Consider the following 16,839-nt stretch of genomic DNA (forward strand, 5'->3'; position numbering starts at 1 on the left):
GGGAAAGCTGCTTAGGGAAAAGGGTTAGAGAAAGCTTAGAATAAAAACCCTATGGACCCTGAAACTAGTTCAGGGAGACGGAGTTTTGTATTTAGAGGCGATGTTTTGATTTCGCCCACACCGTTGTTTTCCTGACGCAGGTCAGGATCCAAAACACTCATGCTTGCCGTTGTTATTTTTACACATTTCTGTACTTCTAAAAGGAAGTGAAAACTATGAACCCTGGAACTGTAGTGGTCAACTAATTTTGGCCACAGTTTTAGAATCTTGGTATCTAACCTCAGATTCATTTGGTGCTAAACCAGCATTATAATGATGTGGCCTAACGTTGTTGTAATATCCGTTGATATAATCACTCACACTATATTTAGCTTCTTTAAAGTTTTCATATCCAACCTTTGGCATCCACTCCGTTTTAAAGCTCCTAAAAAATCGCTCCATTGGCGCATTATCCCAACAATTTCCGCGCCGACTCATGCTTTGTGTGATTTTATAGCGCCATAAACGTTGGCGGTACTTCAAGCTTGTATAGTGGCTTCCTTGGTCTGAGTGAAACATCAATTCACTTGGCTTGCCTCTGCTTTCATAAGCGAGCTCAAGCGCTTTTAGCGTTAAGTTAGTATCTGGCGACAACGACATTGCCCAACCAACGACTTTACGTGCAAATAAATCAACAACGACCGCTAAATAGGCCCAGCGATTGCCTGTCCAAATATACGTCACATCACCGCACCACACCGTATTCGGCTCAACAACATCAAACTGCCTATCTAACAAATTTGGGATTTCAAGATGCTCATTACCACTGCGTTTATAATGATGTTGTGGTACTTGGCAGCTCTCGAGTTTTAGTTTAACCATCAGTTTAGAGGCGCGATAACGGCTTAATTCAAAACCGTTATTCGTTGCGATTGCCGCGATTGTCCGTGCCCCAGTTGAACCGCTGCTCATTGAATGTATGGCTTTAACTTCAGCTTCTAGCCTTATTTGCTCTGGTGTAGGGGTTGTATCCCGTATGGCCCAATATTTATAGCTGCTGCGATGCACATTGAATACGCTACACAACACGCTAATCGGGTAACGCTCTCGTTGATTTAACTTCTCAATTAACGAGAATTGTTCAGGGAGTCGGACATCAAGAGAGCGGTGGTGATATCAAGTGGTCAGTGCAACATGGTTTTTAATCATATCATTAGGAGTTAAATAGTTTAATATCCTTCTTGGTCGATTATTTAGTTTATTAGCGATTTTATCTAAATAACTTTGGTCAAAGCCATGTAGACTTGTCTTTTTGGGGAAGTACTGTCTTAAAAGGCGATTTGTATTTTCATTTGTTCCCCTTTGCCACGGACTACTCGGGTCACAAAAATAAACATCTGTACTCGTATTTTTAGTAAATCTTTTATGGTCTGCTAATTCCATTCCCCGATCCCACGTTAGTGTGTTTTTAAGTGCCTTTGGTAAACCATTAAACTTCAGAATAAGTGCATTTACTACATTCTTAGTATCCTTACCATTAATTTGTACCAAAGCGGTATACCGTGTTTTTCGATCAACCAATGTTGCTATATGTGAGTTGCTACTTCCTGATATTAAATCGCCCTCCCAATGACCTAGAGTTGCTCGTGTTTCAATTTCATGGGGCCTTTCATGAATTGTTTTAGCATCAATAATGCCTTTATAGATCCCCTTATTTGTTGAGCGTTTACCATGCCTCAATTTACGTTTTGAGCGAAGATGGCTAAGGACTGCTTTTTCGAAAATATAGCGTGATGGGATAAATAACGTTTTATAAATAGTCTCATGTGAGATATGCATTTCAGATGATGCTGGGTGTTTTATTTTTAACCATCCAGAAATTTGCTCAGGTGACCAGTCATCTAGTAGTTTAGACTCAACCAAATCGCTAAGTGGATTACCTTTTTGTAATTTACATTGTTTCGGCCTTAATGCTCGCTCTAGCGCATTTTTATCAGCCGTAACTGCACGGTACTTGGCAATGCCACCATTGCGTTTGATTTCACGGCTTACTGTTGACGCTGCCTTTTCTACATTACGAGCTATTGCCCTGATAGATAAGCCTGAAGCTAAACCTCTTGATATATCTTCTCGCTCTTCTAAAGAAAGAAACGATAGTCGACGCTTTCGTTGCACTGGCGATATTCCACCTTTTAGTTTAAGTACACCGAATATAGAACCAGCATGTCTATCAAGCGTCAAACCTATTTCGCTAAGCGTTTTACCTTCACGCCATAAGAACCATGCTTTTAGCTTTTCAATATCACTTAAACCACGTTTTGATAAATCAGTCATAACTACCTAATTAATAGTCAATTATAAGGTGTTGCATTGACCTATTGAATTCACCGTAGCCTTTTTTAATATATCCTTTTCTAATTCAATGCGTTGAATTTGCTTTTTAAGCTCACGAATTTCAATTTGTTCGGGTGTCATTGGTGACGCTGTGGGTGTCTGGCCATTCCGTTCTTGCTTTAATTGAGTGACCCACTTACTAACAGTTGATTTACCAACCCCCATCGCCTTAGCTGCATCTTCTTGTGTGTAGCCTTGGTCAACCACAAGCTGAGCTGTTTCTAATTTGATTGCCGCAGAATACGTTGCACGTTTTAATTTCGTCATTTTTACACCCAAATTTGTATGCTTATTAGCATAACATTTCTTTCTTAATGGGTGGCCAAATTAACTATGCCACTACAAACCAGTTCAGGGAGACGGAGTATTTATTTAGAGACAGCGCTTCACTTTGGAGTCCTCCTGACGAAGGTCAGGATCCACGATTGATATAGTCATATTGAGCATGAAGCTTATCTTTACACCAATCACATTAATTTGAACTACGTTGATGGTTTATAGAGCACATAATTTAGACTCTGTTGATTTCTTTAATAGATGGGCTTTAAGCTTCACCACAAAGATGTTGAAATCTTTCTTAAATTGGCTGCGTATTTTCCTGATCTATTATTGGTGGTCATTAAATTGATTAATTGCATTCAAAGGCAGGAGTTTAAAAGTCGTATTAGACTTAATAATTACAAGAAAGACGAGGTACGTAGTACCTGACCCTGTAAATAATTCTGTGTAACTGCTCTTAGTTACAAGTATTCAGTTAGTCGGTCTTCAAACATAATCATAAAACGGTTTAGAGCTTGCTTCCAGTTATGAATAGGCATTGTCCACCTCTTGGAAGCATCCATTATCGCTAAGTACACCACCTTGCTAGCGGATTCATCTGTCGGGAACAGTTTACGTTTCTTGGTCGCTTTTCTGATCACACTGTTCAGAGATTCAATAGCATTTGTCGTGTAGATAGCTTTACGAATATCTTGAGGGTAGCTAAATAGAGTATTGAGATTATCCCAATGAGCCGTCCAGGAGCGGCTGATTTGAGGGTACTTTTCATCCCATTTATCACCAAAGTGCTCTAACGCCAACAGGGCTTCATCTTCCGTTGTTGCTTGATAGATTTCTTTTAAGTCAGCGGTAATTGCCTTGTAGTCTTTCCATGGGACGTATTTCATTGAGTTTCGCACCATGTGTACGATACAGAGCTGAATTTGAGTTTTTGGATAAACAGCGTTGATGGCATCAGGAAAGCCCTTCAGGCCATCTACACACGCGATGAGGATATCATTCACGCCTCGATTTTGAAGTTCGGTGAGCACGCTAAGCCAGAACTTCGCTCCTTCGGTTTCGGACATCCACATCCCAAGAAGTTCTTTCTGACCTTCCATATTTACGCCAAGTGCGAGATAAATGGCTTTGTTGATAACCTGTTTATTCTGGCGTACTTTCACGACGATGCAATCGAGATAAACGATGGGATAGACCGTATCAAGCGGGCGAGATTGCCACTCAACCACTTGTTCTAAAACAGCATCTGTAACTTTAGATATTAGACTGGCGGAGATATCCGCATCGTACATTTCTTTGAATGTTGCGACGATTTCACGGGTGGTCATTCCTTTGGCATATAGGCTTAAGATCTTGTCGTCCATCGATTGAAATCGGGTTTGATGTTTACGAACAAGCTTGGGTTCAAAGGACGCGTCACGGTCACGAGGGACTTCTAACTGGATCTCACCATCGTCTGTAATTAGGCGTTTAGATGAGTAGCCATTTCGACTGTTACTATCGTTAGTTGGTGAGTTTTTTTCGTAACCGAGGTGCTCATTAAGTTCAGCATTTAAGGCTGTCTCAACCGTCACCTTGGTTAACATTTTCCTAAAGTCATCAAGATCAGAAGGAGTCTTAATCGACTTAGCTGCTTCGCGAGCGAAGGCTTCTAGAGCTTTCTTATCCATATTGCTTATCCTCAGCCATTACTGGCTTAATTATAAGCAGATACACAATTTAAATTACAGGCTCTAGTACCTCTATAGATTTAAATAGTTTCGGCTAGGTATTTGAAGAATTCATTTGTTCAATGAACTTGTTCGAATCTGCGATAGAACGGTTCATATCATCAATTAAAGACTGAATATCACTTTTTAAGCTTTTAAATTCTCCACGGATTGCCGCTATCGCTTGCGCATTTAAATTATGTTTTAAATACAATACATTATCTTTTAAAGACGAAAGCACAGGTTGCATTTTATCTTCGCTGCTACGCATGGAGCGTAGTAATTTATTAAATTGGCGCTGTGTTTGTTTCAGTTTTTTCTCACTTTCTCTTTTGAGTGCAGCGCTAGAATATTGAGTTAGCTCGTCTTCCCATTCGCTAAAAAGCGCTTCGGCGACGTCTTCTACTTTGTTTATGTTGCCACTGACATCATTGGCAGCTGATAAACTGGATTCATAATCATCATTGAGTTGCTCATAGGCAGATTGTAATTCACCACCATCAAAGTTAATCAGTGTGGTCAGTCGTTCAAGGGCTGATTGAAACTCTTCTTGAGATTCTTGTTGAGATTCTTTAGTCGCCTCTACTCTATCTACTAGAATTTCTCGTTTATGAACTCCGACTTTTTCCATTGCCGAATAATATGCAGTTTGGCAACCTGCCAATGAAATGCATAAGGCAGCTGCGAGTGTAAAGCGTTTCATATTCAACCTATTTTCTTAGTATGTTGCTGTAAATTATGTAGCTGATTGTTATGATGTGCAAAGTGTTTTTGGAAATTAAGTACATTATGAATAAAAATATTGAACAAAGTATAGTTCAAGTTAAAGCATGGGGATTAAGGCAGCCTGAATGGTGGCTTTCATATATTAAACGGTGCAAAGAAGACCAAATCACTGTTAATGCGGGTTATTTAGCGTATGTTACCTTGTTGTCGCTGGTACCATTGATTGCCGTTGGTGTTGCTATTTTTTCGGCTTTTCCTGGATTTGAGCAAACACGGCTGGCGATTGAAAACTTTATTTTTACAAACTTTGTACCAACGTCAACAGATTCTATAAAAGCACATATTAGTGCTTTTACTGGTAACGCAAATCAAATGACAGCCGTAGGTATTGGCTTTTTAGCGGCCATTGCATTGCTACTGATCAGGAATGTAGATAGTGCATTAAATCGGATTTGGCGAGTGGAAGAAAAGCGGCCAATGATGATTTCATTTGCGATATATTGGATGGTCTTAACACTGGGCCCGGTATTATTAGGGGCAAGTATTGGCGTAACCTCCTATATTGTTTCTTTGGTTTCTTTTGCAGATCAGGGGATACCTGGTTTTAGTGGTTTCTTATTAAAGCTTTTACCGTATGTAATTTCTATGGCCGGCTTTATTATGCTCTATACTTTAGTGCCTAATACCCGTGTGTCTTTTCGAGCTGCTATACCCGGGGCATTATTTGCTGCGCTGTTATTTGAATTAACCAAAAAAGGATTTGCGATGTACATAAGTCACTTCCCTTCGTATGAAGTGATTTATGGCGCTGTTGCAACTGTGCCGATTTTATTTGTGTGGGTTTATTTGTCGTGGATTGTCGTATTACTTGGTGCGGAGTTTACGGTGTGTTTGGGAGAGCGCCAAACACGCGCTCTTTTGGAGAATAAACAGCCTTAAAAGACACCTTTAACAAAAAAGGTGTGTAATATGACTCAACGCTATGCCGTGAGTGAACCAGTAAGAAGCTTTCATTTACCTGTAGGTGAAGGCCATCAGATCCATGTTGAAGAATATGGCGATGTGCATGGGCAACCAGTCATAGTATGCCATGGTGGCCCGGGCTCTGGTTTATGTCGAGAAAGTGCTGGATACTTTAACCCTAAGCGATATCGCATTATTTTATTTAGTCAACGGGGCTGTGGTGCTTCGACCCCACTAGAACTCACGCATAACTCTCCCAAATACTTAGTCGATGATATTTCACGCTTAATAGAACACTTAGCTATTGGTCAATGTATTTTAGCTGGCGGCTCTTGGGGTGCAACATTAGCACTATTATACACTAGCCATTTTGCGCATAAGGTGAAAGGTTTGATTTTATGGGCGAGCTTTTTAGGTGCGGATCATGATCTTGAGTGGTTATATGGGCCTAATAGCGCTGGTGCTCAGTTTTACCCAGAGCAATATCAAGTATTTAAAAATAATGAATCTGACTCCCTGCATATATTAAAGCACTATTTGCTCGCATTAACGGGTGATGATGAGTTAGCGCAGCATAAAGCAGCACAGCGTTGGCATGCATGGGATCGACAGCTAACGCTTGGTGCATTAGCTGGCCGTTATCATTTAGAAGATAGCGAAAGTGTACTGCAACAAGCTAAGTTGATGTGTCATTATTTTAGTCCAGAGATTATGTCTGAGCTTAGCCCATTACAATCGGTTGCTGAGTACTTAATAGAGATCCCCACCTGGTTCATTCATGGCCGACATGATTTAGTTTGCCGATTTGCTCCAGTACAGCGGCTGGCACACCAAGCACACTCACAATTATTTGTGCTGGATGGGTTAGGTCACTGTAGTGCCAGTGATGTATATGTCGAAGCTGTTCGCAGAGCGGCTGATTTACTGGCATGTAAGCTATCTCATTAATGGTTAGCGCAGATAGGCAGCTAGCGCGCTTTGAGGTACTATTTATATAAGATTATTTATGACTTAGAAAAGAGTATGAAAGGGTTAATTCAGAGAGTTAAACATGCCAGTGTAGTGGTAGAGGGAAAAACAGTTGGCGAAATTCAACAAGGGATTTTAGTCCTATTGGGTGTGGAAAAGCACGACGATGAAACGACGGCAGATAAGTTACTCCATAAAATAGCGAATTACCGTATATTCACCGATGAAGCAGGGAAAATGAATCTAAGTGTACAAAACATTCAAGGTGAGTTACTGATTGTATCGCAATTTACATTGGCGGCGGGTACTAAAAAGGGGATGAGGCCGAGCTTCTCATCTGCTGCAACGCCTGTACAAGCTGAAGCATTGTATAATTACTTTACTGAACGCGCTAAATTACTCGGAATAAAAGTCGCTAACGGTCAATTTGGTGCCGATATGCAGGTGACATTGAATAACGATGGGCCTGTGACATTTATGCTAGAAGGTTAGCGGCTGACCACAATGATATGATTGGCATAGAGCGGCACTTGTTCTATGTGGGGCTTTTTACCAAAGTTAGTAATGACTAAGTGCGTCACTTGCTTTAGTTGTGATTCATGTTCGGCTAAAAAATTAATGAATAGCTTTCCGCCGGGGCGCAGACAGGCTCTGAGTTGTTGATAAAACTGATGCTGGAATAAAAATAGCGGTGCGTCCAACTCACTGAATAAATCGAGAATGATCCAATCGTATTGATTGTCATTGGTCAGTACATCATCAACATCCATACAGGCCACGGCACAGGTATGGTCGCCGCTAAAGTAGCGCTTATAACATCGAATGATATCTGGGTTGTTATCAACCGACAGCACATCACATTCTGGATAAGTAGTATGGAGGTAGTCTCTGATTGCACCCGCGCCAAGGCCAAGTTCAAGGACCTTATTAGGGGGTGTGTATAAGTGCCAAAGTCGGGCGAGTTGCTGTAAGTGAGGAAACAGTAGATTCTCTGGGTGGTTTCTTTCCACAACAGATTGTAAGGTGTCGTTGATCAATAACCAGCGCAAGGTTTTGTCTTGCCTTATTTGTATACTAACACTGCCATGTTTATGCCAATAAAGTAGATGACCCAATTCATGACTTTGTTTAACAAATTGGTTAGCGACTGTGCCCTCGGCAGTCATAAAATTCATCATAATTACATCAGCATAGTAGAGCGTTCCTACAATGCCACTTTGTTAAGCAATATTTACGCAAGAAAAATGCGTAATACTTAAATGTTATATTCAGTAACGTGAATTTTTAGTAAGGTGAGAGTCATAAAAATCATCTTTAGACGGACAACAACAGGAATTTTTATGTTTCAAGTAACCGCACCACAAAGTAGCGAAGATTGGCAAGACTATTATCAGTTGCGTTGGCAAGTACTTCGTGCCCCTTGGGATCAACCTCGAGGGTCAGAACAGGACGATTTAGAACAAGAGTCAGAACATCGTTTTATTAAAAACAATGAGGGTGACGTACTCGCAGTTGCACGGTTACACTTTAATACGCAGCAACAAGCCCAAGTACGTTATATGGCGGTTTCTGAGCAGCACAGAGGGCAGCGTTTAGGTGGTCGGTTACTGCACGAACTAGAAAAGTTAGCATGGAATCAGAATGCGGATGAGCTGGTCTTGTATGCTCGTGAGCGCGCGTTGGCATTTTATGAAGGTCATGGTTATAAAGTGGTTGAAAAAGCGCATTTGGCATTTGGTGACATTCAACATTGGAAGATGGTAAAACAAAACCCGTCAGAGCCTGGCTGGTTCCGCCACCCTGATTGGACACAAGTGCTACAAGACACTTGGCGAGAATCTATTCCGATCAGTGATGCGATGGGCATTAAAGTCGAAAGTTATACTGACTGGCAATTTTCAACGCGTGCTGACCTTAAAGCTAACTTAAATTTACATAACTCTATGTTTGCGGGCTCCGTATATAGTATGGCAACGTTGACTGGCTGGGGTGCAACCTATTTAGCTTTAAAAGAGTTAAACCTTGAAGGCAATATTGTACTGGCTGATGCCAATATTAAATATTTAAAGCCACTTACAACAGCGCCGAGAGCCACTGTGTGTATCAGTGAATGTAGCGGTAAGTTACTCGAGTTAGAAACTGATGGCAAAGCAAAATACATTGTGCCGGTGACGGTTTATGATGAAGATGTGGTGGTTGCGCAATTCGAAGGTATATTTGTCGTTAAACGCTAATTACGATAGCGAATGGGCACGAGTTAAAGCCACTGTATTAGGCTTTAACTCGTAATCGTTATATATTCCTGCCACACCATACAATTCTGCCAGCAACTGCATGATGCTCAGCGTTATCCTGGTTTATTTGCCAACTAGGGTAGTCAGTGTTGTCACTGATCACATCAATTGAGTCAGCTTTTTTCTTTAATCGTTTCGCCATCAAACCCTCATTGGTTTGTATGATGTATACACCTTCATGAGCTGGGTGCTGTTGGCTTAAGTCAACGAGGACCATATCATCATGATGTAATGTGGGCAGCATACTGTCACCACGAATTGAAACAAACGCTAAGCGCTCTCCATGCACGCCCAATTGTGAGCTTAACCAGCGTTTGTTCAGTGCAAATTGTTCGGTGACATCTTCTGCGCCATTGATGCTACCAAAACCGGCACTTGCCTCGACATCCAGCTTAGGGACTAGTAACAATTGCTCATCGGAATTATGGTAAGGTTTATCACTGGGTTGTTCGCCAGTGAGTAGCCAATTCAAATCAATTTTAAATAGCCCGTAAAGGTGCTCTAAGTACACCATGGAAGGGCGACTTAACCCTCTACAAATACGATAAATATGAGAGGGAGACTTACCAGTAAGTTCGGCAAACTGTCGCTTGTTACCCCCTGAAAATTGCTCTACTAATTCGCAAAAACGTCGAGAAAAAGCGGTGTTCATATGTTCACTTATATTTAAGTACTTCGGTATTGAAGTGACTGATTAATGGCCGCTATATTATCTAATCTCTTTAAATAGATACAGATAAAAGTGCGTTAAGGGAGAGCGGGAACATCTTGTGCGATAAACAGACCCATCGCTTGATAAAATGTGGGGTTTTGCCGTTATTCCTTAGCGAAAAGGCTCAACGAAATCGTTGAGCCAGTGTATTGTGAAATAAAAAGTATGTTTTATTTATTGCTTACAGCTACTATCAACGCCAATCTCTTGCCATACACCCCATTTTCCTGAGTCTGCTGGAATGTCACCCTGTGTCCACCATAGGGCTTCGTATACTTTACCGTAGTAAGTTACTTGATCTGGCTTATCGTATACTGAGCTTGCGTTCCAAGTCCCCTTACAGCTGCTGTCAGAGCTTGTTGCTAAGGCCGTAATTTTTGCAGAGTAAGTTGTTTGGCTTCCATCAAGCTTAAATTTAAGGGCAACATTGGCAGTACCTGGTGCGGTTGCCGTAAATTCAACATTTACCTGACAGCTTTGATTTGCTTGTAATGTACTGGCACTACAGCTATCGATAGATTTAACCGGGGTAGATGCAACACCACTGTTTTCTAGTGCAACGCTGGCAAAGGTAAATGCGCTAGTACCAGTATTTTTAATGGTATATGTATGGGCTACTTGCTCACCTAGCTTAAAGTTAGGCAAAGTTTGCGATTGTGTGTAAGAAACAGAGATAGGCTGTGCGCCGCCTTTTACGCTATCAATCCAACTTCCTAACGCAGCTACATCGGCATAGACGCCATACTTTGCAGGACGAGCGCACCCCACGCCCCAGCTTACAATACCCAGCTGAACGGTTTGACCACCAGAATTAACAACGATAGGGCCGCCACTATCACCACTACATGAGTCTTTTTGTCCCTGTGCAAACCCCGCACAGAATGCCACATCACCAACATTGGCATAACTGCCGCCAGACTGATTACAGACTTGGTCAGACACAAGTGGCACGCTGACTTCTTGTAGGTTCGATGGGCGGCTGCCGCCTTCACTTAAACGGCCTAATCCAGCAACGGTAATGAAGTCGCCATTACGCACATATTGATTGATGTTACTTTGTGCAAGTGCAACCTGACGACCTAATGTTGGCGTGCGCTCTAGCTTTAGAAGCGCGACGTCATGATTTAGCGTGTTTGAGTTGTACTGTGGGTGGACAAACTTCTCAGCTACTTGAATACGGTCACCGTCATTACCGCCAAGTACAAACCCAGCGACTTTAACGTGTAAAAAGCGTGCCGCTTTATTCTTAACACAATGCGCGGCTGTTAATACATAGCCATCACCAATGTAGCTACCACCACAAAATGCGGTTGAACCATTTGAATTGAGTATCTGGGTGTAAAATTGCCATTGGCTGGTATCAGCAGGTTGGCCACCGACGATGTTTGGCGTAATTTCGGTTGCACCTGAGGTTGCGCTCAAAAATAAAGCACTACTGGCGATGATTGGAGACACCTTTTTAAATAATGAATTTCGCTTGTTCATTGTAATTTTTCCATGTTGTGTGTTGTATCAGCCAACGAGAATATGGGGACTGACATACAAATGCAAACGAAATGTAAATGAATTGTTTTCAGTTCTTTTTCATGCAATTACAAATAGGAACAGGTGAGATTATCTCAATTTTCACTTCTTTATGAGATGTTTATGCCAATTGCACAGCTCGGGGGCTATATTTTTTATTGAAGAAAAGATTTCAAAGATATAACAAAGAAATGCCATCTTGAAAAAAAATCATAATGCACCTTCAAAGTTGTAGGCGCACTATGACCAAAATAGCGTCAATAAATATGACTTAAGACGCTCATAAAATAATGCAAGCTGCTAAATTACTCGCTGCAATTTGTAGACCAAAAACGAAGGTCTAAATTAGGCCTAGCCGCCTTTAGGGCCTCGATATCAGCACATGGTAGGCTAAAGTTGCTGTTTAATGATAGGTATTCTAGCTTGTTCAATGTATGTAAGGCAGATACATCACGAATATCAGTGTTGTCTAAGTCTAAGTGTGTTAACTCTGGAAACCTGCTGAGCTTTGCAGGGTCTAGTAAGGTGATAGAGTTTAAATTGAGCGACGTTAATGAGGGGGCAACAAATGTGCTAATGCTAAATTTTTCCGTACTTCTGATGGTCAGCCTTTTGACATGCTGAGGCAGTGTCACTCCTTCTAAATTAGTTAATGTACTATTATACAGTTCAATTCTGTCCAAGTTTGCTAGTTGAGTGAGTACAGGGCTGTTCAGTATTTCAGCAGAATTAAGATATCGGAGATTAAGAGAGGTAAGGTTTGAAAACTGCTCTATTCCCGCGAACGACTCGATTGCTGAAGAACCACATGTACTAATTTGTGTAACTGTGGCCGCGTCTCTTACATCTTTTAGACATTCGGCTATAGCTGGATCAGTAATTAGTTCAAGGTTAATGGGTTGTTCAATACAGCTATAAGATTGTTTGAAATTACTATCCGTGAACGTATTTTTAAGGAACTCTAAGTCGGCACATAGAATGTTATGTGAAGATTCTAAATCTAATGTATTTAAATTGGTTAAGCTTGATAATGCTTTTGCTGATAAAAGCTCATCAAAATAGCTCAGAGAGAGGCTCGTCAGGCTGGTTAACTGTGTGATTGGAGCTATATCTGATACTTCAAAACTAGTTAGTTTGAGCTCTTTTAGGCTAGAGTAGCCAGATAATACGCTGATATCGGTTACGTTCCTGAATCCGCTTAACTCCAGCGAGTTTAGACTGGTATTTTGAGATAATTGAGAGATATCAGTAAGCTCACTATTAGCAGTGCGGATCGATACATTTTTTAGGTTAGGTAGCGCCTCTAAGCTTGGTAATGTATCCAGAGTGCTCAAGTGTAGATTTAATTCTTCTAACGCGACTATGTTTTGTATGACTTCGATATTTTCAATTGTACTAGTTTTAGCCTTTAGTTTTTTTAACTGAGATGAGTTTTGCAAAATAGTTGCGTCTAAATGAGTGCTGTAGTGCGAACTTGTACTTAGTGCTAGCTCTGATAGGTTTGGTAGCTGACTAATAACGGATAAGTTACTAATGCTGCCTATGCGTTCAATAATCAAGTACTCTATTTTTGGGGTGAATTCTAACCAATCAATGTCATTTAATTCTGAATTGTTGCTCACATCAAGTTTTAATAACTCAGACATACTTTTTACAAAGCTGATTGAGTTCAGACCAGTATTGTTTAGTATCAGAGATGTCATTTGGGCCAAGCTTGCCAACTTTTCTGTACTCACTAGTCTGTAGTTAGTAATTACCAACTCATTTAATTTAGTCAGGTTTTCAAGACGCGTAATATCAAAATCATGTCTGGAATATCGATCGTTGAGCACTAACTTTTCTAAGTTAGTCATTGCGCCAATAAAGGTTAAATCTGTGAAGTTGTGATTTACTAATGACAGAGATGTCAAGGTTGTTAAAAGAGAGAGTGCAGTCGAGTCGGCAGCTGATATATTTTCAAATGAAAGCTCTTTCATTGCGGGCATTACAGTCAGAAATGACAGTGATTCGAGGTTATTAATACTATGCAGTGCTAAGCTTTCTAGGTTAATGAGGGGTTTTATATGGGTTTCATTCACATATACAGAGTCTAACTTTAAATGGGTGAGATTCGTGAGTGTACTTAAATGTTCTTCATCAAAGTCACGACCTTCCACATAGTTCAGGTGTGTTAGAGTATTTGGTAGTGTATTGAACTTGATATGCAATCTATTATGGTAATAATGTTGTTCTGCATTAAATGTAAGCTGTGTTAAATTACTAAACTTGTCTAGGCTGATAGTCTGGTCTTCAAAGCCGTAGGCACCTTGAACAATTGATAACGTCGTTAAAGACTCTAGTTGCTCAACAACAGTGATATCATCAATTGGGTTATTTATTAAGCTGAGATTTTGGAGTGAGCTTATATTGGCTAAAGGCGCAATGTCTGAAATTTGACTACCTTCTAAATGTACTGATTTCAAGTTTGTAAACTTGCTCAAGTCATCCAATGTTGATACTGGGCTGTTAATACATGTCAGGGAATCTGAGCCCATATCCATATTCGTACTAAGTGCGCAGCTCAATAGGGCTTGGTCACTAATTTTTTCTGCAGAGATAGCCTCATATGCTTTAAGTGATACTGAGAAGTCTTTACTTGTACTCGCCGCTTTATCATCTGTAACAGTAAGGCGCAAAACAATATTTTCAGACGCATCTATATCCGGTGCAGTGAACTGAATACTTGCCGTTTCTAAACCTGTTATTGCAAGTGTAGTGCCGGAAACTTGCTCCCATGCATAGCTTGCAATTGTGCCATCAGAATCTGTTGCGTTTGCAGTAATAGTTAGCTCTGCTCGCTCCATAACGGTTAAATCAGAGATATCTGGTATTTCAGGTGCTACATTTGTAGGTGGCGTAGGTGTTGTAGGTGTTGTACCTGTCGCTGGTGTTTCAGTCGATGAGTTAGAACTGCCGCCACCACATGCCGTCAAAGCTAAAGCAAGAAGCGATACCGCTAATCCTTTAGTGGAGTGTAATTTATTCATAGTTTCCTAGTTCTTAGTATCATTAATAAAGAAGTTTTCAGTAATAATTGTACTATTTATCGGTATGAAAGTAATCATTTTACGGTATACCTCTAGGATATTATTACCATGCAGAATATGAGATGTTTGGGGAGGAAAGTACCTCGTTATTTTCTTAAATATTGCCCAGGTGTGCAGTTAAATGCTTTTTTAAATGCCGTGTTAAACGCAGAGCTTGATTCAAAACCGAGTTGTTCTGCAATGGTCTGCTGAGTATAACCGCCCTCAAGCATTTCAACCGCGCGTAGCGCTTTGAGTTTTTGTTTCCACTGGCTAAAGTTCATAGCAAAACTCTTATTGAATAAACGGTTAAGTGTACGACTGGATGCACCTACAAGATTACTCCATTGTTCTAATGTAAGGGGGTTACCTGGGTTGGCATGTAGTTCACTTATAATAGGTATCAAGCGTTTGTCTTGGGCGGTTGGCAAGAAAAAGGCGCTGGTTTGGGCCATTTCTAACCTATCTATAAACACTTGTACAAAGCGCAGTGTTTTTTCATCTAATGCATAGTCAGTTCGCCACTGACACACTTCCAAAATCATTGCTTTTAAGAGTTCATCGACATGCAGTAACTTGGCGTTGTCACCTAAAACATCAACGTATTTTTTATCGATATAGACGCTGCGAAAATGCCCGCCATAGCGACAAAAGGTTTCATGGGGTAGGTTTGGTGGGATCCATAAAGCTTGATCAGGTGGAATGGCAAAACGACCAACAGGGGTCACAACCGTCAATACACCATTGCTGGTGTAGGCTAATTGACCCCAAGTATGTTGATGAGTTTGCACGTGTTGCCAAGGTGGCATTGTTGTTGGGCGCGGATAAATAGGTTTATCTATGTGCGTAAGTTTTATACGCGCTTTTACACTATCCCATTGACCAGATGTCTGATCTGATAAACTTTCTGTCATTTTAGGTGGTTTTGGTCATTTATTTCTGAGCATACAATAACCTGGTTCTTTAAACAATCGATAGAATTGATCATAAACTTTGTTGTGCTTTGGAAGGGAAATATGAATAACAAAATGAGTTTGGTTACTATGCGTTCTCCATTTGGTTTTTTAGCCATCGCTACATCTATTATGGCAATCACGTTTGCTGGATGGATGGCGTTGCTCAATAACTTTGCAATTGAGGCTGCCCAATTTACTGGGGCACATATGGGAATGCTGCAATCTTTGCGAGAGATCCCTGGTTTACTTGCTTTTACGGCTGTTTTTGTACTTTTAGTGCTTAAAGAGCAAACTTTTGCCTTGGTCAGTTTGTGCTTATTGTCAATTGGGGTTGCTGTCACGGGCCTATTTCCCAGCATTTATGGGTTGTATGCCACAACGGTGTTAATGTCGATTGGCTTTCATTACTTTGAAACAATTAATCAATCATTGAGTTTACAATGGTTCAGTAAGGATGAAGCCCCGCAACAGTTAGGGCGGCTGATGTCCATTAAGTCACTGGCCTCATTGCTGACCTATGCTGCTATTTGGTTGTCAGTTACCTTCTTTTCGACAGACTACCAATGGTTATATTTATCAATCGGCGGGGTTGGGCTATTGCTCACGATATACCTTATTATTGCGTTTCCAGCTTTTACCATATCATCCACCCAGCACAAAAAAATTATTTTACGTAAAAAATATAGCCTGTATTACATACTGCTATTTTTTTCTGGAGCGCGTAGGCAAATTTTTATGGTGTTTGCGGGGTTTTTAATGGTTGAAAAGTTCGGTTTTGACGTGGCGCAGATCACCGCTCTATACATGGTTAATCACCTTATTAATATTTTTGTAGCGCCAAAAATAGGGAAAATGATCAATAAAGTAGGAGAGCAGAAAACGCTAACTATTGAGTACGCTGGCCTTGTTTTGGTTTTTATTGGTTATGCGGTGGTCGACTCTGCGATGTTTGCCGCAGCACTATATTTAATTGATCATTTGTTTTTTGCGATGGCTATTGCGTTAAAAACATATTTCCAAAAAATAGCGGATCCTGAGGATATTGCGGCGACGGCCAGTGTGAGTTTTACCATTAATCATATTGCGGCAGTGGTTATTCCAGCAGCGTTCGGTGTTGTGTGGTTATACGACCAAGCCCTAGTATTTTATTTTGGTGCGGGGCTAGCTGCGTGCTCACTGCTGTTGAGCCAATTTGTTACGCCGCATTTAGATAAACTGTCATTACGTAGCTCATAATATACCGGTGAACATCGACTTCTTTTTGGGCTA

At 40.8% G+C, this 16,839-nt stretch carries 13 protein-coding genes and 2 pseudogenes; 5 read left to right on the forward strand and 10 right to left on the reverse strand.

Annotated elements, in window-relative coordinates; all coding sequences use genetic code 11:
• Window positions 1-237: 237 nt before the first annotated feature.
• The 5 genes and pseudogenes from PCIT_RS18085 to PCIT_RS18105 all read right to left on the reverse strand — a co-directional run.
• A pseudogene (locus tag PCIT_RS18085) lies at window positions 238-1,149 on the reverse strand (IS3 family transposase); the annotation flags it as partial.
• Between the two features lie 6 nt (window positions 1,150-1,155).
• The gene (locus PCIT_RS18090) at window positions 1,156-2,313 is read right to left on the reverse strand and encodes an IS30 family transposase (RefSeq protein WP_010368163.1); all 1,158 of its coding nucleotides are present in this window, start codon (window positions 2,311-2,313) and stop codon (window positions 1,156-1,158) included.
• A 60-nt stretch (window positions 2,314-2,373) separates the two neighbouring features.
• Window positions 2,374-2,640, reverse strand: a pseudogene (locus tag PCIT_RS18095) (transposase); the annotation flags it as partial.
• A 473-nt stretch (window positions 2,641-3,113) separates the two neighbouring features.
• Entirely contained in the window at window positions 3,114-4,322 is a 1,209-nt protein-coding gene (locus tag PCIT_RS18100) for an IS256 family transposase (RefSeq protein ID WP_192992771.1), read from the reverse strand.
• Between the two features lie 94 nt (window positions 4,323-4,416).
• Window positions 4,417-5,064 (reverse strand): DUF2959 domain-containing protein, encoded by a 648-nt coding sequence (locus PCIT_RS18105; RefSeq protein WP_010367236.1) that lies wholly within the window; start codon window positions 5,062-5,064, stop codon window positions 4,417-4,419.
• An 86-nt stretch (window positions 5,065-5,150) separates the two neighbouring features.
• On the opposite strand from PCIT_RS18105, the gene PCIT_RS18110 reads away from it, so the two are divergent.
• From PCIT_RS18110 to dtd, 3 genes are all read left to right on the forward strand, one after another.
• Complete coding sequence (locus tag PCIT_RS18110; RefSeq protein WP_010367237.1) at window positions 5,151-6,026, forward strand: virulence factor BrkB family protein; 876 nt, start codon at window positions 5,151-5,153, stop codon at window positions 6,024-6,026.
• Between the two features lie 30 nt (window positions 6,027-6,056).
• Window positions 6,057-6,998: an alpha/beta fold hydrolase gene (locus PCIT_RS18115; protein ID WP_010367238.1), complete on the forward strand. Its 942-nt coding sequence runs from the start codon at window positions 6,057-6,059 to the stop codon at window positions 6,996-6,998.
• A 75-nt stretch (window positions 6,999-7,073) separates the two neighbouring features.
• Window positions 7,074-7,511, forward strand: a complete 438-nt coding sequence (gene dtd / locus PCIT_RS18120) for a D-aminoacyl-tRNA deacylase (protein ID WP_010367239.1) — start codon at window positions 7,074-7,076, stop codon at window positions 7,509-7,511.
• Here the strand turns inward: dtd and PCIT_RS18125 are convergent.
• Window positions 7,508-8,197, reverse strand: a complete 690-nt coding sequence (locus tag PCIT_RS18125; protein WP_021032223.1) for a spermidine synthase — start codon at window positions 8,195-8,197, stop codon at window positions 7,508-7,510. The genes dtd and PCIT_RS18125 overlap by 4 nt on opposite strands.
• A gap of 162 nt (window positions 8,198-8,359) precedes the next feature.
• Between PCIT_RS18125 and PCIT_RS18130 the strand changes: the two genes are divergently transcribed.
• Window positions 8,360-9,253, forward strand: a complete 894-nt coding sequence (locus tag PCIT_RS18130; RefSeq protein WP_010367241.1) for a bifunctional GNAT family N-acetyltransferase/hotdog fold thioesterase — start codon at window positions 8,360-8,362, stop codon at window positions 9,251-9,253.
• A 58-nt stretch (window positions 9,254-9,311) separates the two neighbouring features.
• On the opposite strand, the gene PCIT_RS18135 is transcribed toward PCIT_RS18130, so the two are convergent.
• The 4 genes from PCIT_RS18135 to PCIT_RS18150 form a co-directional block, all read right to left on the reverse strand.
• Window positions 9,312-9,965, reverse strand: coding sequence for an XRE family transcriptional regulator (locus PCIT_RS18135; protein ID WP_010367242.1), 654 nt, complete (start codon window positions 9,963-9,965; stop codon window positions 9,312-9,314).
• 234 nt (window positions 9,966-10,199) lie between these two features.
• Window positions 10,200-11,510 carry a trypsin-like serine protease gene (locus PCIT_RS18140; protein ID WP_010367243.1) on the reverse strand — a complete coding sequence of 437 codons (1,311 nt, stop codon included), beginning with the start codon at window positions 11,508-11,510 and terminating at the stop codon, window positions 10,200-10,202.
• A 344-nt stretch (window positions 11,511-11,854) separates the two neighbouring features.
• Window positions 11,855-14,575, reverse strand: coding sequence for a PKD domain-containing protein (locus tag PCIT_RS18145; RefSeq protein WP_010367245.1), 2,721 nt, complete (start codon window positions 14,573-14,575; stop codon window positions 11,855-11,857).
• Window positions 14,576-14,721: 146 nt separating this feature from the next.
• Complete coding sequence (locus PCIT_RS18150) at window positions 14,722-15,528, reverse strand: AraC family transcriptional regulator (RefSeq protein ID WP_010367246.1); 807 nt, start codon at window positions 15,526-15,528, stop codon at window positions 14,722-14,724.
• Between the two features lie 114 nt (window positions 15,529-15,642).
• Between PCIT_RS18150 and PCIT_RS18155 the strand changes: the two genes are divergently transcribed.
• Window positions 15,643-16,806 (forward strand): MFS transporter, encoded by a 1,164-nt coding sequence (locus PCIT_RS18155; RefSeq protein WP_040696788.1) that lies wholly within the window; start codon window positions 15,643-15,645, stop codon window positions 16,804-16,806.
• Window positions 16,807-16,839: the final 33 nt, after the last annotated feature.

Source organism: Pseudoalteromonas citrea, from assembly GCF_000238375.3.
GTDB classification, from domain to species: domain Bacteria; phylum Pseudomonadota; class Gammaproteobacteria; order Enterobacterales; family Alteromonadaceae; genus Pseudoalteromonas; species Pseudoalteromonas citrea.